This is a genomic window from Clostridioides sp. ES-S-0054-01 (assembly GCA_021561035.1).
Lineage (GTDB): Bacteria > Bacillota > Clostridia > Peptostreptococcales > Peptostreptococcaceae > Clostridioides.
On sequence record CP067346.1, the window covers coordinates 3,170,727 to 3,192,606 of the forward strand.

Genomic DNA, 21,880 nt, shown 5'->3' on the forward strand with positions numbered 1-21,880 from the left:
TTTACAATAAATTTTCAAACTCTTCTCTTACACTTGGAACTGAAAGCCCAATAATAATCTGAATAGCTTTTCCATTATGCACTAGACCATGTGCGCCTACTGCTTTAAATTCTTCTTCTTTAGAAATGATTGAGTCATCTTTTAAAGTTAACCTCAATCTTGTAGCACAATTTGTAACATCTACAATATTTGTTGCTCCACCAACTAATTTTATATATTCAGCCGCTTGTTGAGATGCTTTACTTAATTTATTTCCTTTTTCATCTTTAGTTTCTAAGTACTCATTTTTAGTATATAGTTTTGTTTCTTCAGTATCTTCTTCTCTACCAGGAGTTTTCATATCAAATTTCTTAATTAAGAAAGTAAATACAAAGAACCAAATAAATGAAAATATAATCCCTATAACAACTTGAATAATGTATACCTTCCAGTGATACATTCCAAGTGGAAGCCAATTTAATACAACCCAGTTAATAATTCCTCCACCAAAATCACCAACAACCCCTAAAGCAAATGAAATCGTTTGCAAGCATGCATCTAAAAATGCATGTACTAAGAATAAAAGCGGTGCTACAAATAAAAATGTAAATTCTAACGGCTCAGTAATTCCAGTTAATACTGCAGTAAGAGTAGCAGGAATCATTAAACCTAATACTTTCTTCTTCTTTTCTGGCTTTGCAGTTACATAGAAAGCACCAAATACACCTAATGAACCAAACACCTTTGATAAGCCAGATAATGAAAATCCAATTGGATACATTTCCTTTAGAGTCTGACTTGAAGTTTGAAAATTCTGAATATGGGTAGCCCAATATACTGATGTTCCACCTGGAACAACAACATTATCATAACAAATTGGTGCATATACAAAATGATGCAATCCAGTTGGTATTAAAATCTTTTGTAAGAATGCATAACACCAAACTCCTATATTTCCACTATTTATAAAAAATGTTTGTAAATGCCTAATAACATTTTGAACATGTGGCCAAATAAAGCAAGTTAATAATGCAACTGGTATCATAGCAAAGAAACAAATTGCAACTACAAGTGATGAACCTCTAAATAATCCAATAAAATCTGGTAGTTCTTTATCATAAAATCTATTATGAACATAAATCACAATTCCTGATATTAATAAAGCACCTATCATACCAGTATCTAATGTTTTAATACCAGCAATGCTTACGAGTCCACTTCCAGTGCTTATTTCAGCTGCAAAATCAACCCCAAAGCTTTTTCCCCAAAAACTTAACATAGAACCTACGAAATAATTGAAAGTCAAGTATGTTGCTAAAGCTTCCATGCAAGCTCTTGCTTGTTGCTTTTTTGCAAGTGCTATTGGTAAAGAAATAGCAAATAATAATGGCAGCTGATTAAATACCATCCAAGCTCCACTGGATATTACACCCCAAAATTGGTACCAAACATTTTCCGGTGTAGCAAGCGAACCCATAATTGACTGATTTTGAAATACAATTGAGAACCCAACCATTATACCAGCGAAAGCAAATAATAATGTTGGAGTAAACATTGCCCCTCCAAAACGTTGTATTTTCTTCATCATATAAATTACTCCCCCCTTATATTTTTATTTTATCCTTGGCCTTAGACATCTATTATTTTAACATGTTAATAAATATATACAATCTTTAGACTGTATTTGGAGATTATTCACAATCAAATAAGTTTTTGCACATTTTTATGTTCAAATTTTCATAAAAAAAAGAATGACTACAATTTGCAATCAATCCCTTCTGTAATCATTCTATGCCTTTTATAAATACTATATTTAATAAATAGTAACTCAATCAATATAAAATATAACATTGTTAGTTTATAACTAGGGTGCATTTGTAAAAATGAGATATTAGTAGCTGAAATATAAATTGATTCATCACTTAAATCAGTTAAGGTATTATTTTTAAACTCTGTAATTGAAATTATTTTAGTTCCTATTAATTTTAATCTTCTAGCAATATTAAGCGTATTCTCATTCTCGCCACTTAGGGATATAATAATCATGACATCGTTTTTACTAACAATATTGTAAAAAGAATCGTCAAATGTTCTTCCCTCAAAATCATATATTATTTCTTGACATGATAAAAACATTCTCTTTATCTGTTTTGCAACCACATTTTGAATATCACCTGAACCATAAGCGTATATTGTTCTTGATTCATAAAGAAGTTTACACAATGCATCATAATCTTTATTTTTTTGATCTTCAACATACTTAATTATTGAATTACACGCAATATCAAATGACTGATTTTCTATGACATGAACCTTTTCTGATTCCCAGCTTAATAATACTTTAAATTCACTGAAACCTTTTAAATCTAATTTTTTAACAAATCTTGTAATAGTTGCACGAGACACATTACATTTCATAGCAAGTTCATTTATTGACATCTTACTACAATGTTTTTTATTTGCAGTTATATATTTCCATATTAATAAATCTGTCTCATTCAATTTATTATAATTTAAAAAAATCATTTCTTCTAATCTCATAAACTATTACCTCCTCCAAGTAAAAACCGTCATAAGTATTATAACAATATTCAACATTAAATTACAGCATATTCTTATATTTCATATTCAACCCATAAAATTTATTATAAGAAATACTGGCTTAGTTGGTAGTTTTTTAAGTGTTACCCTTATCAATGACAGTTGAAAAAAGAATAGGCTAATTTAAAAAATGTATTTTTTGATTCTGTTCTTTTATCTAATAGTTGATATTTTCAAGTTCTAGTACCTTTTTTATACAATTATCATCTTTAAAATTTTTGGTTCTTTTACAATCTTTTACTTTAAATTCTGGAATGGTTTTAAATTTTTCATCGCAGATTCCGTTCTTATTTAAATACATACAACTTGCCATTCTAACTATCAGACCACTATTTTTTAGATTAAACAACACGGGGTCTATACAACCTCCATCTCCGCCAGTGGTTTCACCCACTAAAGTTGCCAATTTAATTTCTTTACAAAACATTGCAAACGACTCTGATGATGAATATACTTTTTTATCGATAAGTACGTATATATTCCCTTTAAATTTTAAATCATTTGTAGATTTTATAGCATAAGAAGTATCCTCAAAACTATTAAAGCCTTTTATAATTTCTTTAGGTGCATTTTCCTTTACATTTATTGGTAAATTTTCTATAGGATTTAATTTTATATTTCTTGCATTGGTATATTTTTTTACTATTTCGTTATTATTTCTATAAATTCTATAGCCATTTATTTTAACATCATTTTTTATGAGTTTAGATACAATTCCTTGCCAATACCTATCACTTCCACCTAAATTCCCTCTTACATCAATAATTAAGGCTTTATGTTTTTCTAAACTGTTAATATAATCTCCAACTACTTTTAAATCATTCTCTAAAGACTCCTTCTTTGCTGACATTGATGGTAAATACATATATCCAATCTTACCATTAACAGCATCCTTTAAAATTAATTCTTTTTTTACAAGAATCTCATTTGGCATTTTTATTTTAGGATTTATAGAGTCATATCTATCTACAACTTTTTTATCATTAAGAAAATCATACCAGTCATTATTAGAGTATGATTTCTTAAAAAGTTCATATCGTTTCTTATTATCTATTAATTCTGTATGTTTATTATTTAAATCAGATAATATAGATGACAATTCTTCTATAAATTCTTCATCATTTTCAGTACTTTTTATTCTTTTTGTATATTTATCCTTATTTTCTAACCAATCAATATTATTAAGCGTTTTATTTACATCTAGATATGGATATCCTGTTTTTATAACATTATATACATAATTAAAATCCTCTACCTTTTCCTCTTCAGATAACTGATTCTTTTGAGAGTAAGTAGAATTACCTAATAAGATTGTAAATGCTAAAATAATTACTAAAAATAATACTTTCTTTTTCATATAATTCCCATCAACTTTCAAATTCTATATTTTAATACATTGTATCATTATTTTATTATCACCTAAACAATTAAAAGAAATTCCTGAAGATATATTCCACGATTACTCTCTTTAAAAAATTTTTATTTGTATTTTCAAAATTATTTCATGAAAGTTATAAAATAACAATCATATTCAAAAATCTATTTTACTGCCATATCCTGAAAGTAAATTCTTATCAGTGATATGCTAAAAAAGATATGCTAAAAAACTTATCCATTATAATGGCTTAAATCGGGATACTTTACTGATTTTTTGGTTCTTAGTTGAGAAAGATATTTATAACTAAAAATATTGATAACTATAGAAATGATTATTTTTGATGGAAATTTTAAGGATATAAACTAATTGCACTTAAGTCTATATCCTTAATTTATCATGATTATGAGAATTTTTACAAACACTTATCTTTTTCTGTTTTAGAATAAAAACAAGAACATATCCTGTTATTTTATTCAAACATCCAAGTTTAATTACTACACAATTACTTATTAGAAATTGTATCTACTTCATATATATATCTGTTAAGTATAGCTTCTAACATTTCTTGTCTTCCAGACTTATTCTTTATAACTGGCATTTTCAGTGCATAAGATTCTAACTCTTTAAATCCAACCTTACCATCTACTATATCTTTACCTATACCCTCACTAAAGCTTGCATATCTTTCTTTAGTAAAGTTTTCAAATACCTCATCTTCTAATAATTTATGAGCTATTAATAATCCTTTTGCAAATGTATCCATCCCTGCAATATAAGCTAGGAATAAGTCTTCTACCTCAAAAGATGCTCTTCTTACTTTAGAGTCAAAATTAAATCCTCCCGGAGCTATTCCACCTTGCTTTAACACTTCATACATTGCAAGTGTTGCATCATATATATTTGTTGGGAATTGGTCTGTATCCCATCCTAATAATAGGTCTCCTTGATTTGCATCTATACTCCCTAAAACATTGTTTATTCTAGCTATATTTAATTCATGTTGGAAAGTATGACCTGCAAGTGTTGCATGGTTTGCTTCTATATTCATTTTGAAGTATTTATCTAGATTATACTTTCTTAAAAATCCTAAAACAGTAGCAGTATCAAAATCATATTGGTGTTTAGTAGGCTCTTTTGGTTTAGGCTCTATTAAGAATTGTCCGGTAAATCCTATTTCCTTAGCATAATCTACAGCCATTTGTAAGAATCTTGCAAAGTTATCCATTTCAAGTTCTGTATTAGTGTTAAGTAAAGTTTCATAACCTTCTCTTCCACCCCAGAATACAAAGTTTTCTCCTCCTAAATACTTAGTTACTTCCATAGCTTTCTTAACTTGAGCTGCTGCATATGCATAAACATCTGCATTACATGTTGTAGATGCACCATGAACAAATCTTGGATTTCCAAACATATTAGCAGTTCCCCATAATAATTTTATTCCTGTTTCTCCCATTTTAACTTTTATGTACTCAACTATTTCATCTAGTATCTTATTTGTTTCTTCTAAATCTCTTCCTTCTGGAGCTATATCTCTGTCGTGAAAACAGAAATACTCAATTCCCATTTTAGACATAAATTCAAATCCTGCGTCAACTTTAATCTTTGCTATTTCAATTGGGTCTGTCATATTGTTCCAAGGTCTCTCTACTGTGCCTACTCCAAATGGGTCATTACCCTCTCCACATAAAGTATGCCAATAACTCATTGCAAATCTTAAATGTTCTTTCATAGTCTTATTACCTACTACTTGTTCAGGATTGTAGTATCTAAATGCTAACTCATTGTTAGATTTTACTCCTTCAAATTTTATCTGTCCTATTCCTTTAAATATTTCACTCATTTTATATCCTCCCAATATTTTATAAATATAATCTACATAATATGTTTTCTTAATTTAAAACTATTTTCTATCGTTATTTTTATTTTCATTTTTAAGCTATTTTAGTTATTTATTTTTACAATTAACTACTTCATCTAATGACTTAAAATCATCTCTCAAAGATTTGTATATTTTTTTATACAACCTGTGATATCTCTTGTATGTATCTACATTTTCACTTATTGGCTCTAATTTAGTTGAAGTTTTTATTATAATATCACAAGCTTTTTGTATATTTTCGTATATTCCAGCTCCTACTAATGCAAGAATTGCAACTCCAAGTGCTGGTCCTTCACTTGAATTTATAGTATATACAGCTTGGTCAAACATATCTGCTTGCATCTGTCTCCATACTTTACTTTTACCACCTCCACCTGAGGCTCTTACTTCATTAACTTCTATATTAAGGTTTTCTATTATATCCATACAGTCTTTAAGACTATACGAAACACCTTCCATTATTGACCTTGCCATTTCTTTTTTAGAATGGATTGGAGATAACCCAAAAAATACACCTCTTGCATAAGGATCAAGATGAGGAGTTCTCTCTCCCATCATATATGGTAAGTAAAGTAGTCCATTGCATCCTGTTGGTACTTGGCTTACTTGACTATTTATAATCTCATATACATCTTTACCTAAAGAATTTGAAACTTCCACTTCACTTTGACAAAAATTGTCTTTAAACCATTTTAATGACAATCCAGCCCCTTGAGTAACACCCATAACATGCCATGTATTTGGTATTGCATGACAGAAAGTATGAACTCTACCCTCTTTATCAATTTTTGGCTCTTTTGTATATGCAAATACTACACCTGATGTACCAATAGTAGATGAGACTACTCCATCTTTAACGATTCCATTTCCTATAGCTCCTGCTGCTTGATCTCCAGCTCCACCTACCACTATTGTTCCTTCTTTAAGCCCTGTTAAATTTGCCACCTCTCTAGTTACATATCCTGTAATTTCTTGAGATTCATAAACCTTACCTAAAAGATTTCTATCTATATTTAGCTTTTCTAGTACTTCGTCACTCCAATTTCTTTTTCTTATATCAAGCAACTGCATACCACTTGCATCTGATACTTCTGTAGCATATTCTCCTGTTAATTTGTATCTTATATAATCTTTTGGAAGAAGTATTTTATTAGTATTCTTATAAATATCAGGTTCATTATTTCTAACCCATAGTATCTTTGATGCTGTAAATCCTGTAAGTGCTGGATTGGCAGTTATTTCAATCAGTCTTTCTTTACCTACTAAATCAGTTATCTCTTCACACTCTTTTACTGTACGTTGGTCACACCATATTATAGAGTTTCTTAGAGTATTACCTTCTTTATCTAGCATAACTAGACCATGCATCTGCCCTGATAATCCAATTCCTTTTATACATTCACTACTTATCTTTGAACTTTGAACCACATGCCTTATAGATTCGACTACAGCTTCCCACCAATCATTTGCATCCTGTTCTGCCCAACCTGTTTTCTCTTGTATAAGAGGATATTCATATGTACAACTTTCTATAGTATTTCCTAGCTTATCAAATAAAACTGTTTTAGTACCTGATGTACCAATATCCACACCTAATACATACTCCAACTTCATCCCTCCTTGAGACACCACTTCATAATTATCGTTTTCCTACCCTATTTTTTTTATATTTTACTTGCTTTATTTTTGTTAGTATATTAAACTAACTTATGAACTAATAATAAAATATTTAATTATCTTTGTCAATGCAAAATAGCCTTTTATTTTTGTCTAAAAAGTATTACAATATTATTTTAAGGAGGAATATCAAATTGGTTACTGATAAATACACTATTCGAGAAATGAATGAAAGATTGGTACTTGAACAAATTATAAAAAATGCTCCTATTTCTAGAGCAAGTATAGCCTCTACTATAGGATTAAATAAAGCAACTATATCTGCTATTACCAAAAAACTTATTGATGAATCTCTAGTTCATGAAATAGGAATTGGAAATAGTACTCATAGTGGCGGAAGAAAACCCATATTATTAGTATTTAATAAATGTGCAGGGATTTCTTTAAGTATGGATATTGGATATGACTATATATTCTCTTCTCTATCTTACTTAGATGGAACTATCATAAATTCTAAGAAATTAACAGATATACAAGTAAATAAAGATAACGTTATACAATTAATAGATGAAATTATAAATAGCTATAACATATCCAAAATAGACACTCCTTATAAGTTAATAGGGCTTACTTTAGCTATACATGGGATTACTTGTAAAAATAAAATATTGTTTACTCCATATTACAATCTTAATGAGATTGACTTACATAGTATCCTTAGTAAAAAGTACGACTTCCCTATTCATATAGAAAACGAAGCAAACTTAACAGCTTTAGCTGAGAGTACTTTCTCAACTGTACATAACTCACTACTTAGCCTGAGTATTCATAGGGGATTTGGTTCAGGAATTATAATAAATAATGAATTATATAATGGCAGAAATGGCATGAGTGGAGAAATTGGTCATACTATTATCATGCCTAATGGTAAACTATGTCCTTGTGGAAACCGTGGCTGTTTAGAACAGTATTGTTCAGAGAAAAAAGTATTTGAAAAACTTTCTTCTTTAGAAAATATTCCTAAGATAGACTCTAATGTGCTAAGGCAATTATACTATGAAGATAACCAGAATACTAAAAAAGTTGTCCATGAGTTTTGTAGTTATTTATCAATAGCTATAAATAATGCTATTGCAACTTATGCTCCTGAGATAATATATTTAAATAGTCAAATAATAAGAGATATACCTGAGATATTGCAAATTACAAAAGATATGTTAGTTAGCTCTTTTAACAAAGGCATAAATATAGAAATTTCATCATTAGGGTCTGAGGCATCTCTATATGGTGGTTCTGCTGTAAATATCAAGAGCTTTTTGAATATACAAAATTTAACTTTGATGAATTAAATGTAAGGGTTATGACTATATACATGCATAACCCTTTAAATTATATATTCTAAAATTAAATCTATTATATAGTTTACACAAGATTAGCTATATCTTTTTAAGAAGTTGTATATTAATTAAATATTAATATAAGTATTTTATTTTAAATATCAATATAATCTTCCTACTCATCATCAGATAATAAACTTGTAGTTGGTTCAACTATAGAAATATTCTCTTTACCTATCTTCTCTAATTTTACTGCCAATTCTTTTGTGTCTAAAAAAGCTGATTCAATAACCATACCTAAATTTAACCCTGAAATAATTTTAATTCTACTATCATTATTGGCTACTAATAAAGCAGCATTACAAGGAGTTCCACCTAGTAAATCCACCATTATAATTATTTCTGAACTTTCCTTATATACTTCTAAAGCTTTTTTTAGTTTTTCTATTGTCCCTTCAATTCCATCATCTTGCTTCATATTTACAGTAGGATAATCTATAGAATTTCCTATTATCATTTTTGCGGAATTTAAGACTTCTTTAGCCATGTTGCCATGACTCATCAAAATAATACTATTCACTTTAATACACCTCTCTAAATCTATAAAATATCTACAAGATAAGTTTTCTTATCATCTGGTGTCATTATAGTTGTAATTTCAATTCCTTCATCTAAAAGTCTTTTAAATGCTTCTTTCTCTTCTTCAGTAACACTGATATTAGGTTTTAGTACTGTTGTGTCTTTTCTACTTGACATATTTCCTACATTTATATTATGTATTTTTAATCCTGCCCCCACAAATGGAATAAGGTCAACAGGAGACTTGACAATTAATAATACATTTTGTCCTTCATACTTCCCAGCAGTAATATTTTTTATAGCAGTTTCTTCTGTAATTATAGATGATGCTATTCCTGCAGGTGTAGCCATTCTTAAAACTTGTTTTTGAACAGAATTGTTAGCTACTGCATCATTTACTACCATTAATCTTGTTACACCTAACTTATTACTCCACATAGTTGCAACTTGACCATGGATTAAACGGTCATCTATACGAATATTTTTAATACCTTTCATTTCCATATCTAATACCACCCTTTCCTTATTTTAAAATACCTAACGCATATAAAATTATTGAAACAACCATCACACCTAAAATTAAGTATATAGGTTTTATGTTCTTTTTAAGAGCCAAGTAAACAATTACAACTAAAATTGCAGGAACTAAACCAGGCATAATTTGGTCTAATATTTCTTGACCTTTCATTGTAAAGTCACCTTGTTGAAAGTTCAAAGCGACATTAGCTTTTACTACTGAAGGTATTAATGCACCTACCACCATTAAGCCTAAAATAGATGTACTTTCAGTTAAAATCTTCAAACTTTTTTCGATTGAAGATATTAGCTTAGTACCTGATGTATAACCAGCATTAAATAATGGTATACTTAATAATTTCAATGCTACACTCACTATAATCCACAGTAAGATTCCAAACGGACTTCCGTCTATTGCCATATTAGCTGCTATAGCTCCAAAAATTGTCCACGGAATAACGACAAATAAACTATCTCCTAAACCTGCTACTGGTCCCATCAAGCCTGTTTTAATTGAAGCAACAGCCTCTTCAGTCCCTTCACTTGATAACTCCTCCATTGCTACATTAATACCCAAAATATAAGGTGCAACCCATGGATTAGTATTAAAAAACTGTAGATGATTTAATACAGCGTTTTGCAACTTTTCTGGATTATCTTTGTATACTACTTTTAAAAATGGTAGTACTGCATAACAGTATGCTAAAGCCTGCATCTTCTCATAGTTTGAAGAAACAGAACTAGTAAAAAACCAACGCCATAAAACACTTTTTTTAACTTTTTCATTTGATTTATTTAATGATACCTTATCACTCATCTTCGTCCATACCTCCTACTACAGTATAATGTTGTGCTTGATTTTCCAAATTCTTCTTGTAAATTATAAGTGCAATTGCTCCTCCAATTAAAGCTACACCTAATAATGGTACTTTCATGTATACTGCTAAAACAAAGCCAATTACTAAGTAACTAAAATACTCCTTAGCAGGAAGGTATCTAAGTAATAATCCTATTCCTACTGCTGGAAGTAATCCTCCAGCTACTGTCAAACCACCTGTTAACCATTCAGGTGTATATTTTAAAATAGTATTAATTAAAGAAGGTCCAAATATTACAGATAGAGCAACTGGAATACCTGTCGTAGCTGCTGTTAATAATACTCCTAACATTTGCATATATGTTATATTTTTATAATTTCCTTTTTTAGCTCCATCTTCTGCTTTATGAACTAGCCATATACCAATAGTATTTCTAAGAACATCTAACTGTACCATCAATAAAGCAACTGGAATACCTATAGATATTCCTACAGATGCTTCTTGCTTAGTCGTAATAGTTATAAATGTGGCTACTATACTGGCTGTCTGATAATCAGGTATTGATGCTCCACCAAAGTTACTAATACCCAATGATAATAGTTGCAATGTACCTCCAATATATAACCCTGTGTTTATATCTCCTAAGATAAGACCAGTAATAAAACCTGCTGTTACTGGTTGATATGTTCCAAACATTGTTGAATTTTTTTCATAGTTTATAAAAAATCCATATAGTACGATTAATAATAATTGCCATAATTGTGTCTCCATTATGCTTTCACCTCACTCAAAATATTTTTCAGTCCTTCAAAGTTATAATTACAATCTTGTTTTAAGAAAATAGGAATTTCTTCAAGTGGGCATTCAATTTCATAAGTTGTCCCACCTTCATAACTAACCCCACTAAATATATTTTCCCATGTATGTCCTTTTGGTAAATATACTTCTCTACTTCTATCTTTATAATTCATTATTGGAGCAACCAAAATTTCATCTCCAAGCATATATGTATTATCAACCTCCCAAGTTTTATCATCTTCAGGAAATTCATAAAATAAAGTTCTCATAACTGGTGTTCCATCTTCATGTGCTTCTTTCATCAATTTTTTTAAGTAAGTTTTTAAACTTTCTCTAATTTTTATGAACTTTGTAAGAATTATTTCAACTTCTTCACCATAAGACCATATCTCATTAGGAGCTCCAGTTACCATTGAGCCTCCACCTTTATTTGATAATGGTTTGCTATGAGGCAACCTATCTCCATGCATTCTCAAAATTGGTGAAAAAGTAGCATATTGGAACCATCTCACCATAAGTTCTCTAAATTCTGGGTCTTTAGGATTTCCTCCATGGAAACCTCCAATGTCAGTAGTCCACCATGGTATACCTGCTAGTCCCATATTTAGCCCTGTATTAACTTGATTATTAAAAGCTTCAAAACTAGAATCAATGTCACCAGACCATACTAAGGCTCCATACTTTTGAGCCCCTGCCCAAGCTCCTCTTACAAGAGTTACAATAGACTCTTTATCATCATGTAAACCATAATAAATCATTTTTAAATAATCAATAGGATAAATATTACCACAACTTAAAACATTTCCTTTTTTATATCTATAGTTATCAAAATCATAAACAGAATATCCTGGTTCAGCTACATCTAACCAATAATAATCAATTCCAAGCTGTTTATAATTTTTATCTATTCTATCCCAAACATATTCCCTCGCGTCTCTGTTTGTCATGTCTACAAAGACTGTATTTCCTTGAATTTGCATTGTCATTCTGACACCACGATTAACATTAACTAAATATCCATTTTCTAAATAATCATTGTAGTTTTCTGCATCACTTTGAACTGTAGGCCATACAGATACCATTGGCTCTACTGAATACTCTTCTTTTAGTTTCCTAACTAACTCTTTAGGATTTTCCCAATAATCTAGGTCAAATTTATATTCACCTTGCTTAGGCCAATGAAAATAATCAATTGCAATTGATGAAAGTTTAATTCCTCTTTTAGAATATTCTTTCACAACATCTAAAACTTCTTCTGAAGTTCTATATCTTAATTTACTTTGCCATAGCCCCAAAAGGTTTTCAGGCATCATAGGAACAGTGCCTGTAACTTGAGAATAATTTTTGTTTAATTCTTTTGGACTTTCTCCACAAGTAATCCAATAATCTATAAATTTTGTAGAAAACATCTTCCATTCTGTAATATTTTTGGCAAAAGATACTTTTCCAATCCCTGGATTATTCCATAGAAATCCATAACCTAAACTAGAAATATAAAAAGGAACTGATATTTGAGAATTTCTTTGGGCTAATTCCAGCACAGTATTCTTCAAATCTAAAAATTTATGTTGATATTGTCCCATTCCAAAAATCTTTTCAGAGGGCTCAGATTCAAATCTAGTAGTTACTTCAAATTCTCCACTATAACTTGGTCGATATTCTCTTGATTTTAATTTGAGAGTAGAGTTAAAGTCTTTGGTAATTTCAATTGTCCCTACATCTTCTCCACCATCATCATGTTTTACAGCTCTTAATCGAATATATTCTTTCAATAATACTTCATTTTTATCATTGTAAAAAGTAATTCTATCTCTATGGTCTAAGATAGCTTTTATCTTTCCATTTTTAATGATTGTGCTTCCATCTTCATTTTTATTAATCATAATATCGTCTTTATTTAACTTAGGTTTTTCGTTAAGAGCATAGTTTTCATCAACAAAATTTTGGTCTACAAATGACCTGATACGTAAAGAGTTTTTCCCCCATGCTTCTATTCGCAATAGTTCATTGTCAAACCTTTTTTCAATATAATCTTCAGATATTTTTATCATAGCTACCCTCCTAAATCAATGATATGATATTCTATTTTTATGTATCTTAAGTTAAATAATGTCGTTTAATATCACTATCTTATAAATTATATTATATATATAATTCATTTGTACATTAAACTAACTTACGAATAATATACTTTATTTGAATTTATTTGTCAATCGTTTTCCGAAATTTGGTATAATTTTCTAATTAAGTGATAGAAAGTAATTTTTAATATTTTTTATTTAAACTTTTTAATATCTGTGATAATATTTATATACATTAGATGTTCATTGAAAATCAAAAAATTGCTTTTTTAGGAGTCTATTATGAATACACTTAAACATGAATCGGTAAATATCCACGATGATATAGGCGTGAAGCTCTATCTATCTATTGATAACGGAAGTTTTACAGTTAAACACTGGCATTATAGTCTTGAAGTCATTCTTATACTTAATGGAAGCTTTAATCTTTTTATAGATAATGAAAGATTAAATTTAAAAGCAAATGATTTAGTAATATTAAATCCAAAGCAAATTCATTCAGCTATTTGTTCTGATAGTAATGAATCTATAGTTCTTCAAATTCCTTATAAATTTTTAGAAGAAAATATACCTAATATAAATGAGTTACGTATTAATTATAAAGAATTGCTTACTAATGTTGATGATGCTACTGTAAATAAATTAAAAAATACTTTAAATGAATTATATAAGGTATATAGCAAAGAACCTCAACTATATATATTAAACTCAAAGATTTTATTATATAAATTTTTATATATTTTATATGGGAATTATTCAATTTCTATAGATTCAATATCTTACAAAAATACAGATAAATATTTTGATAGATTAAAAATTATAACTGATTATGTAAAAGAAAATTACAAAGAGCAAATTTCTCTATCTACAGCAAGTGAAGTTGTAAACTTAACACCTCAATATTTATCTAGATTTTTTAAAACACATATGGGAATAACGTTTACCTCTTATGTAAACAATATCAGACTTGAAAAGATGTACAGTGACCTTATAAATACAGATAATAATATATTAGATATTATTCAAAACAATGGCTTTTATAATTATAAACAATTTATGAAGTTATTTAAGAAAATATATAATTGTACACCAAGTCAAAAACGACAACAAATAAATAAAACTAAAAAAGAAGTTGTCTCAAGATATAAATAAGTCTATTTTTCATTGTCGAAATGATTAAAATATACTTGATTTAATATAAAAAAGAGTGCCTCATGAACTAAAAAGTGTACTGAGACCCAAAAGTTGGACTTTATACAGGAATGGAATTTTCATTCCTGTTTTTTTACTTTATGTAACTTTAGATTCATATTCAAGTCTATATTTAACAGGGCTACGCCAATTTAATTTTTCTTTAATTCTTTTGTTATTATAATAGTAAATATATTCTGTTATAGCTGTCTTTAATTCGTTGAAACTTTTATATGTTTTTCTATAATACATTTCTTGCTTCATTATTCCAAAGAAATTTTCCATAGGAGAATTATCAAGGCATGTACCCTTACGAGACATACTTTGAAATATTTTATTTTTCTTAAGTGTTTTGCCATACTTATTCATTTGATATGCCCAACCTTGGTCTGAGTGAAAAGTTCTTCTATAAGGACAATCTTTTGTAATATTGATGGTTTCATTTAAAGCATCACTTATTGATTTAAAATTAGGTCTATCTGAGATACTAAATGATAAAACTTCTCCATTAAACATATCTAAAAATGGATCGAGATATGCTTTTTTTATAATTAAATTTCCATTTTTATCAGTAGTATATATTTTAAATTCTGATGTATCAGTTGTTATTTTCTGATGTGGAATTGATGTTTTAAATCTTCTATTTATTTTATTATTTTTTACCTTACCAATTGTACCTTTATAGGAATTATATTTACGTAATTTACGAGAAAATGCTATGCATTTAAGTTCTAATTTTCTCATAATACGTCTAACTTTCTTTTGATTAATAAGGATACCACTATTTTTTAATGTAGCTGTAATTCGGCGATAGCCATATCTGCCATTGTGTTCTTTAAAAATAGACATGATTTTTTCTTCAATATCTTTATCTGGATTTTCAATATCAAATCTCTTCTGGCAATACATATATGTTGATTTAGGAAATTTAGTAGCTTCAAGAAGAATGGAGAGTTTAAAGTCCTTACGAAGATCATAAATTACTTTTGCTTCGTATTGTTTTTTAACCTTTCGGGAACATTCATCCCTGAAGCACGCAACTTTTTTAGAAATGCAAGCTCCGCTTTTAAAAGTTTATTTTCATATTCTAATTCTTGTTCTCTTGTTAATTTATTTTTTTCTTTAGTGTTTTTGTTTTTATTCATTGATGGTCTTCCTTTCGTTTTAGACAAGGCATCGACACCACCATGTAAAAGTTTTTGTTTCCATATTGCTATAAGTGTACTATTGTTCATTCCAAAATGGTTAGCGACTTCTTGTGCACTAGATTTAGTTGTTATCATATAGTTTATAACATCTAGCTTGAACTGTATAGTATAAAAAGTATTTTTATTTTTTCTTTTTAGTCCATCCTCTCCTAATGTATTATACGTATTAACCCATCTTTCAACTTGAGAATGGCTAGCAACTCCATATTGTTTTGCTATTGAAGCATATCCTCCTTCTCTATTTAAATAGGACTTAACTACTTTTAATTTGAAATTAAAATCGTATTTAGCCATATAGAAACACCCCAATCATTAGATTTTTAGTCCAACAATTGGGGTGCAGTACAAAGTTCACTTTGAGACACTCCCTATATATATTATCTACTTCTTAATTCACTTATTACCTCTCTACATTTTTTTTCAGTTAATGGATACATCCTTATAAGTACTAACATAGCTATTGTAAGTACTACTGGTATAACACCATTTATAGAGCGAATACCGTACAAAGCTTGTGAAGTTTGAGAAGTATTTGCAACATATCCTGTCATAGATAGCACCACACCTGGAACTAATCCACCTAAAGCCATACCAAACTTAAAGAAGAATCCTATTATAGAATAAGTTATACCTTCTCTTCTCTTTCCTGTTTTTAATTCACCATATTCAATAGTATCTGGAACTAAACTCCACATTATTCCAGTACTAGAATAAGCTATACCATGAATTACTCTAAGAATCATAATTAAAGTTATATGTTCTTTTCCTAAGAACATCATTCCTATTGGAAGAGATAAGGTAACTACAGTAAACCAAAATATTATTTCTTTCTTATCAAATTTCTTTAATAAAAGTGGAGTAACAGCATACCCAACTAACACAGCACCCTTTCCTAGTATCATATATGTTGGAAGTAAGTCTTCTCTACCTAATACATACTGGAAGAAATATATACCCACAGCATCTACTATAGACATAATACCAAACATCAATATGAATATTAATGATAATATAACTAATGGCTTGTTATTTTTAAGTAAAACTATTATATCCTTAAACCCAGCTTTTTCACTATCTTCATTTACTACACTATATCTTTCTTTAGTAGTGAAGAAACAGAATAATAGTAATAATCCACCTGCTACACCGTATATTATCATTGCATGTTGATAACCCTTGGCTAAATTTCCTCCCCCTAATATTATACTTAACTTAGGAACACCATAAGTTACTATAAGAGTTCCTACTGATGCAAAGAACATTCTTACTACGGAAAGGTTTGCACGTTCTGTAGAGTCTTGTGTCATTGCTGATGTTAATGCTCCATAAGGTACATTTACTAACGTATATACCATCCCTAATCCTATATAAGTAACAAATGCATATATAAATTTACCAGTAGGAGATATATCTGGCACTGTAAAACATAAAATAGCTAGTAATGTAAACGGCAATGCACCGTATAAAAGATATGGTCTAAATTTACCATGCTTTGATTTTGTTCTATCTACAATAACACCCATTATAGGGTCATTCAAACCATCCCAAATCCTCGCTACTAAAAAAATCATAGATACTGCCATTGGAGCTAATCCATATACATCTGTATAAAAATACATTAAAAATGCTCCAACTGTGCTAAATATTAAGTTGCATGCTAAATCTCCTGTAGCATAACCGACCTTTTCTCTCCCTGAAAGCTTGTCACTTGCTATAATAGGTTGCTTCATATTATTTTCCATGTAATTAACCCCCTTATCCTAGAGCTGGTATAAATTTATACCAGCTCATTTTATAATAGTACTGCCTAATTCTAAATGCTTAAAAATTACTCATTACTGTAAATATGACTTCACTATCTTTAGCTTGTGCCACTGTTCCTATTTCTGAATTGTACTTGCATTTAGCATTTTCAGATGTTGCATTAATATTTCTAAGAACTATTTTATAATTTCCACTTATTCCTTTTGTTTGAACACTTATTTTATTTCTTATTTTTATTGCAGATACTTTTCCTACTTCTTTTCCAAGTGAGTTATATAGTATCGTTTCTATTCTATTATTTTCATTTAATTCAAATATGTTAATCTCTAAATCATTTAAGTAATCATAATCTGGTTTTTTATCATTATATCCTATAGGAATTATAGTATTATCTTTAACCATTAAAGGTAGTGACATATAATCATGATTTTCCTTGTACCATCTTCTACCTTCAAGTACTTTATTACTTAATAAATTTGTCCATCTACCCTCTGGTAAATAATAGCTTACATCTCCGGTATTACTAAATATAGGAGCTACTAATAAACTTTCACCAAACATATACTGACGATCTAGGTTTATACAAGTTTCATCATCACTATACTCAAGTACCATAGGTCTTATCATAGGTATGCCAGTATTTTTTGCTTCAACAGCATACTTGAATAAATAAGGCATAAGTTTCATTTTTAATTTAGCAAATTTACGAGTTACTTCAACAGCTTCCTCATCATATACCCATGGTACTTTGTACTCAACATTTCCATGGTATCTACTATGCGATGATAAAAGACCAAATTGAGTCCATCTTTTATAAATATCAGCTGTACACCCTTCTTCAAATCCTCCTATATCATGACTCCAATATCCAAATCCACAAAGACTTAAAGATAATCCACCTCTTAATGATTCTGCCATAGAAGGATAATTGGATAAACAGTCTCCTCCCCAATGTACTGGGAAGCTTTGTCCTCCAACTGTTGCTGACCTCGCAAACACACATGCTTGTTCATTTCCTAGTTTTTCTATTAAAAGTTCAAATACTAGCTTATTGTATAAATGAGTATAGTAATTATGCATTTTCTTAGGGTCTGACCCATCGTAGTATTTTATACCGTATTTTAGTGCATCTATTCCATAGAATTCATCTTGAATAGGTATTCTTTCACCAAAGTCAGTTTTAAAACTATCTACTCCCATGTCAATCAATCTTTCAAGGTGTGACTTATACCACTTACAAGCCTCTGGGTTAGTAAAATCTACTAAAGCCATACCTGCTTGCCATCTATCCCATTGCCATATTTTATTATTTCCAGTTTTGACAAAGTATCCTTTTTCAGCACCTTCTTTATATAGAGATGATTTTTGACCTATGTACGGATTTATCCAAACACAAATTTTTATACCTTTATCATGAATTCTTTTTAACATTCCTTCTGGGTCTGGAAATACTCTATTATCCCATTCAAGGTTACACCATTCAAATTCCTTCATCCAGAAACAATCAAAGTGGAAAGTTTCAAGTGGTATATCTCTTTCTAACATTCCATCTATAAAACTCATTACTGTTTCTTCATCGTAATTTGTACAGAAAGAAGTTGTTAGCCAAAGACCAAATGACCACGCTGGTGGAAGTGTTGGCTTTCCAGTTAAATTTGTATAGTTGTTTATAACTTCTTTTAGGTCATTTCCACCTATTATGTAATATTCAAGTGATTCACCTTCTACACTAAATTGAACTTTACTAACTGACTCTGAACCTACTTCAAAAGATATATTTTCAGAATGATTAACAAAAACTCCATATCCCTTATTTGTTAAGTAAAACGGTATATTTTTATATGACTGTTCACTTGCAGTTCCACCATCTTGGTTCCAAACATCTACTGCTTGACCATTTTTTACAAAAGGGGTGAAACGTTCTCCCAAACCATATACTAACTCCCCGACTCCTAGTGCTAATTGTTCTCTCATATAAATTTCTTTTTTGTCTGTTGTAATATAGGCAGTACCTGTTTTGCTTGTTTCAGTTAATAACTTATCATTATTATAGAATTTAATTCCCCAGTTTTCACCTTTTCCTATTTGTGCTTTTAAGCTACCCGATATAAATTCATAGTTATAATCATTTTCTTTTATTTTAATATCTGGTGTTTTTTCATTTAATTTGAAATAAGATTGCTCATTTTCTCCTGCATGATGAGTAATTCTGACTTTAATTATATTTTCCATAGGAGAAGATATTTCTGTTGTTAACATTCCTCCATCTAAAGTGTTTCCTCTTGTATTTACTTTTACAAACGGACAATATGCTGTTAATTTTACATCTTCTATATACATATCATAAAGCTCAACAGGATGTAAAACCTTATAATTCTCTTTGTTCAACCACATTCCATTGCTAAATTTCAATTTAATATTCCTCCTCCGACTAATATTAGTTTTGCTTCAACTTAAGTATAGTTTATATTATTTTTTAACGATATATTAGGTATTTTCTACGCTACTTTATAGGTCTTTTTTAGCTTTTTTCCTATATTTATAAAAAAAGCTATCACATAACAATTTATAATTGTTAATGCAACAGCTCCTTTTTTACTCTACATATTCAATTTCACTACATTTTGTATATCTATTCAAATAAATATTCTCCATTTGTTTCTATAACCTTCTTATACCAATTAAAACTCTTCTTTTTATATCTATTTAAAGTACCACTTCCATCATCATTGCGGTCTACATAAATAAATCCATAACGTTTTTTAAGCTCTGCTGTTGATGCACTTACTAAATCTATACATCCCCATGTAGTATATCCCATCAGTTCAACACCATCATCAATAGCTTCAGCTACTTGTTTTAAATGCTCTCTTAGATAGTCTATTCTATAGTCATCATTAACTGTAGGTTCTCCATCCTCTCCTACTATTAATTCATCAATTGCTCCCAATCCATTTTCTACTATAAACAATGGCTTTTGGTATCTATCATAGAATTGATTAAGTACATATCTAAGACCTTGCGGGTCTATCTGCCACCCCCATTCACTTTCTTTTAATGTCGGATTTTTCACTCCTCCCATGATATTTCCTTTACTACCTTTAATAGTCTTATCTGAACTTTCACAAATACTCATATAGTAACTAAAAGATATAAAATCTACTGTATTTTTTAATATCTCAATATCTTCATCCATTATATCTATATGTATGTTATTTTTTCTAAAGTAGCGTTTTGAGTAACTTGGGTATTTACCTCTAACATGAACATCTGCAAAGAATAAATTTTCGTGTTCCTTTTCCATTGCACAAATTACATCATCAGGGTTTGGAGTTAATGGATAAACTGGCATAGATAACACCATACATCCTATCTTAAAATTAGGATTTATTTCATGACCTATCTTTACTGCTTTTGCACTTGCTACTAACTCATGATGTATAGCTTGATATATTTGACTTTTTGTTAATTTATCTTTAGGAGTATTGATTCCTCCACTTAAAAACGGTTCATGTACTATCGAATTTATTTCATTAAATGTAAGCCAATACTTTACTTTATCTTTGTACCTTTCAAAAACTGTAGTTACATATCTACAGTAAAAATCTATTAAATCACGACTTATCCATCCATCATACTTTTCTGCTAAATATAACGGTGTTTCATAGTGAGATAGAGTAACTAATGGTTCTATATTATATTTTATACACTCATCAAATAAGTCATCATAAAATTTAAGACCTTTTTCATTTGGTTCTAATTCGTCACCATTAGGAAAAATTCTAGACCATGCTATTGATGTTCTAAATACTTTAAATCCCATTTCTGCAAATAACTTAATATCTTCTTTATATCTGTTATAAAAATCAATACCAACTAACTTCATGTTATCTTCTGTTGGCTTTTCAGTTCTAGGTGTCATAATTCCGTTTGGAGTTACATCTTGTATGCTTAACCCCTTTTCATTAACGTTATATGCACCTTCACATTGATTCGCAGCTACTGCTCCACCCCATAAAAATCCATCTGGAAATCTACTCATTTACTACCATCTCCCTTTATTTAATATTAAATGTTGCTTACAGTGTAATCTTTGAGAAATATATCTATACAATTTACTTTTTTACTATCTAT

15 protein-coding genes and 1 pseudogene are annotated in these 21,880 nt (G+C 29.4%); 2 read left to right on the top strand and 14 right to left on the bottom strand.

Features of this window, described 5'->3' with window-relative positions; genetic code table 11:
- Nucleotide 1: 1 nt before the first annotated feature.
- The 5 genes from JJC02_14650 to xylB all read right to left on the bottom strand — a co-directional run bounded on the left by JJC02_14650 (nt 2) and on the right by xylB (nt 7,451).
- Entirely contained in the window at nt 2-1,567 is a 1,566-nt protein-coding gene (locus tag JJC02_14650) for a PTS transporter subunit EIIC (GenBank protein UDN54121.1), read from the bottom strand.
- A 167-nt stretch (nt 1,568-1,734) separates the two neighbouring features.
- Entirely contained in the window at nt 1,735-2,520 is a 786-nt protein-coding gene (locus tag JJC02_14655; protein ID UDN54122.1) for a MurR/RpiR family transcriptional regulator, read from the bottom strand.
- Between the two features lie 217 nt (nt 2,521-2,737).
- On the bottom strand, nt 2,738-3,937 hold the full coding sequence (locus JJC02_14660; GenBank protein ID UDN54123.1) for a peptidase S41: 1,200 nt from the start codon (nt 3,935-3,937) through the stop codon (nt 2,738-2,740).
- A gap of 523 nt (nt 3,938-4,460) precedes the next feature.
- The gene (xylA, locus tag JJC02_14665) at nt 4,461-5,798 is read right to left on the bottom strand and encodes a xylose isomerase (protein ID UDN54124.1); all 1,338 of its coding nucleotides are present in this window, start codon (nt 5,796-5,798) and stop codon (nt 4,461-4,463) included.
- Nucleotides 5,799-5,903: 105 nt separating this feature from the next.
- A complete protein-coding gene (xylB, locus tag JJC02_14670) occupies nt 5,904-7,451 on the bottom strand; it encodes a xylulokinase (protein UDN54125.1) in 1,548 nt (515 codons plus the stop codon).
- Nucleotides 7,452-7,648: 197 nt separating this feature from the next.
- On the opposite strand from xylB, the gene JJC02_14675 reads away from it, so the two are divergent.
- Nucleotides 7,649-8,803, top strand: a complete 1,155-nt coding sequence (locus JJC02_14675) for an ROK family transcriptional regulator (GenBank protein ID UDN54126.1) — start codon at nt 7,649-7,651, stop codon at nt 8,801-8,803.
- 163 nt (nt 8,804-8,966) lie between these two features.
- On the opposite strand, the gene JJC02_14680 is transcribed toward JJC02_14675, so the two are convergent.
- Genes JJC02_14680 through JJC02_14700 form a run of 5 tightly spaced genes read right to left on the bottom strand, consistent with a single transcriptional unit; the run spans nt 8,967 to nt 13,553 of the window.
- Nucleotides 8,967-9,353, bottom strand: a complete 387-nt coding sequence (locus JJC02_14680; protein UDN56432.1) for a PTS sugar transporter subunit IIA — start codon at nt 9,351-9,353, stop codon at nt 8,967-8,969.
- Between the two features lie 38 nt (nt 9,354-9,391).
- Nucleotides 9,392-9,874, bottom strand: a complete 483-nt coding sequence (locus JJC02_14685; protein UDN54127.1) for a PTS sugar transporter subunit IIB — start codon at nt 9,872-9,874, stop codon at nt 9,392-9,394.
- A 19-nt stretch (nt 9,875-9,893) separates the two neighbouring features.
- Nucleotides 9,894-10,703, bottom strand: a complete 810-nt coding sequence (locus JJC02_14690) for a PTS system mannose/fructose/sorbose family transporter subunit IID (GenBank protein ID UDN54128.1) — start codon at nt 10,701-10,703, stop codon at nt 9,894-9,896.
- Nucleotides 10,696-11,475: a PTS sugar transporter subunit IIC gene (locus JJC02_14695; GenBank protein ID UDN54129.1), complete on the bottom strand. Its 780-nt coding sequence runs from the start codon at nt 11,473-11,475 to the stop codon at nt 10,696-10,698. Before JJC02_14695 ends, JJC02_14690 begins: the two co-directional genes overlap by 8 nt.
- On the bottom strand, nt 11,475-13,553 hold the full coding sequence (locus JJC02_14700) for a glycoside hydrolase family 31 protein (GenBank protein ID UDN54130.1): 2,079 nt from the start codon (nt 13,551-13,553) through the stop codon (nt 11,475-11,477). Before JJC02_14700 ends, JJC02_14695 begins: the two co-directional genes overlap by 1 nt.
- A gap of 312 nt (nt 13,554-13,865) precedes the next feature.
- Between JJC02_14700 and JJC02_14705 the strand changes: the two genes are divergently transcribed.
- A complete protein-coding gene (locus JJC02_14705; protein UDN54131.1) occupies nt 13,866-14,735 on the top strand; it encodes a helix-turn-helix transcriptional regulator in 870 nt (289 codons plus the stop codon).
- A 138-nt stretch (nt 14,736-14,873) separates the two neighbouring features.
- Here the strand turns inward: JJC02_14705 and JJC02_14710 are convergent.
- From JJC02_14710 to JJC02_14725, 4 genes and pseudogenes are all read right to left on the bottom strand, one after another.
- Nucleotides 14,874-16,276: pseudogene (locus JJC02_14710) on the bottom strand (IS3 family transposase).
- An 83-nt stretch (nt 16,277-16,359) separates the two neighbouring features.
- Nucleotides 16,360-17,724: an MFS transporter gene (locus JJC02_14715; GenBank protein UDN54132.1), complete on the bottom strand. Its 1,365-nt coding sequence runs from the start codon at nt 17,722-17,724 to the stop codon at nt 16,360-16,362.
- A gap of 79 nt (nt 17,725-17,803) precedes the next feature.
- Complete coding sequence (gene yicI, locus JJC02_14720; protein ID UDN54133.1) at nt 17,804-20,158, bottom strand: alpha-xylosidase; 2,355 nt, start codon at nt 20,156-20,158, stop codon at nt 17,804-17,806.
- Nucleotides 20,159-20,378: 220 nt separating this feature from the next.
- Complete coding sequence (locus tag JJC02_14725) at nt 20,379-21,788, bottom strand: glycoside hydrolase family 1 protein (GenBank protein UDN54134.1); 1,410 nt, start codon at nt 21,786-21,788, stop codon at nt 20,379-20,381.
- Nucleotides 21,789-21,880: the final 92 nt, after the last annotated feature.

Bases quoted from the DNA above. Each gene is read 5' to 3' on its own strand.
- JJC02_14650 (UDN54121.1), bottom strand. From the start codon at position 1,567: ATGATGAAGAAAATACAACGTTTTGGAGGGGCAATGTTTACTCCAACA.
- JJC02_14655 (UDN54122.1), bottom strand. From the start codon at position 2,520: ATGAGATTAGAAGAAATGATTTTTTTAAATTATAATAAATTGAATGAG.
- JJC02_14660 (UDN54123.1), bottom strand. From the start codon at position 3,937: ATGAAAAAGAAAGTATTATTTTTAGTAATTATTTTAGCATTTACAATC.
- xylA (UDN54124.1), bottom strand. From the start codon at position 5,798: ATGAGTGAAATATTTAAAGGAATAGGACAGATAAAATTTGAAGGAGTA.
- xylB (UDN54125.1), bottom strand. From the start codon at position 7,451: ATGAAGTTGGAGTATGTATTAGGTGTGGATATTGGTACATCAGGTACT.
- JJC02_14680 (UDN56432.1), bottom strand. From the start codon at position 9,353: ATGAGTCATGGCAACATGGCTAAAGAAGTCTTAAATTCCGCAAAAATG.
- JJC02_14685 (UDN54127.1), bottom strand. From the start codon at position 9,874: ATGGAAATGAAAGGTATTAAAAATATTCGTATAGATGACCGTTTAATC.
- JJC02_14690 (UDN54128.1), bottom strand. From the start codon at position 10,703: ATGAGTGATAAGGTATCATTAAATAAATCAAATGAAAAAGTTAAAAAA.
- JJC02_14695 (UDN54129.1), bottom strand. From the start codon at position 11,475: ATGGAGACACAATTATGGCAATTATTATTAATCGTACTATATGGATTT.
- JJC02_14700 (UDN54130.1), bottom strand. From the start codon at position 13,553: ATGATAAAAATATCTGAAGATTATATTGAAAAAAGGTTTGACAATGAA.
- JJC02_14705 (UDN54131.1), top strand. From the start codon at position 13,866: ATGAATACACTTAAACATGAATCGGTAAATATCCACGATGATATAGGC.
- JJC02_14715 (UDN54132.1), bottom strand. From the start codon at position 17,724: ATGGAAAATAATATGAAGCAACCTATTATAGCAAGTGACAAGCTTTCA.
- JJC02_14725 (UDN54134.1), bottom strand. From the start codon at position 21,788: ATGAGTAGATTTCCAGATGGATTTTTATGGGGTGGAGCAGTAGCTGCG.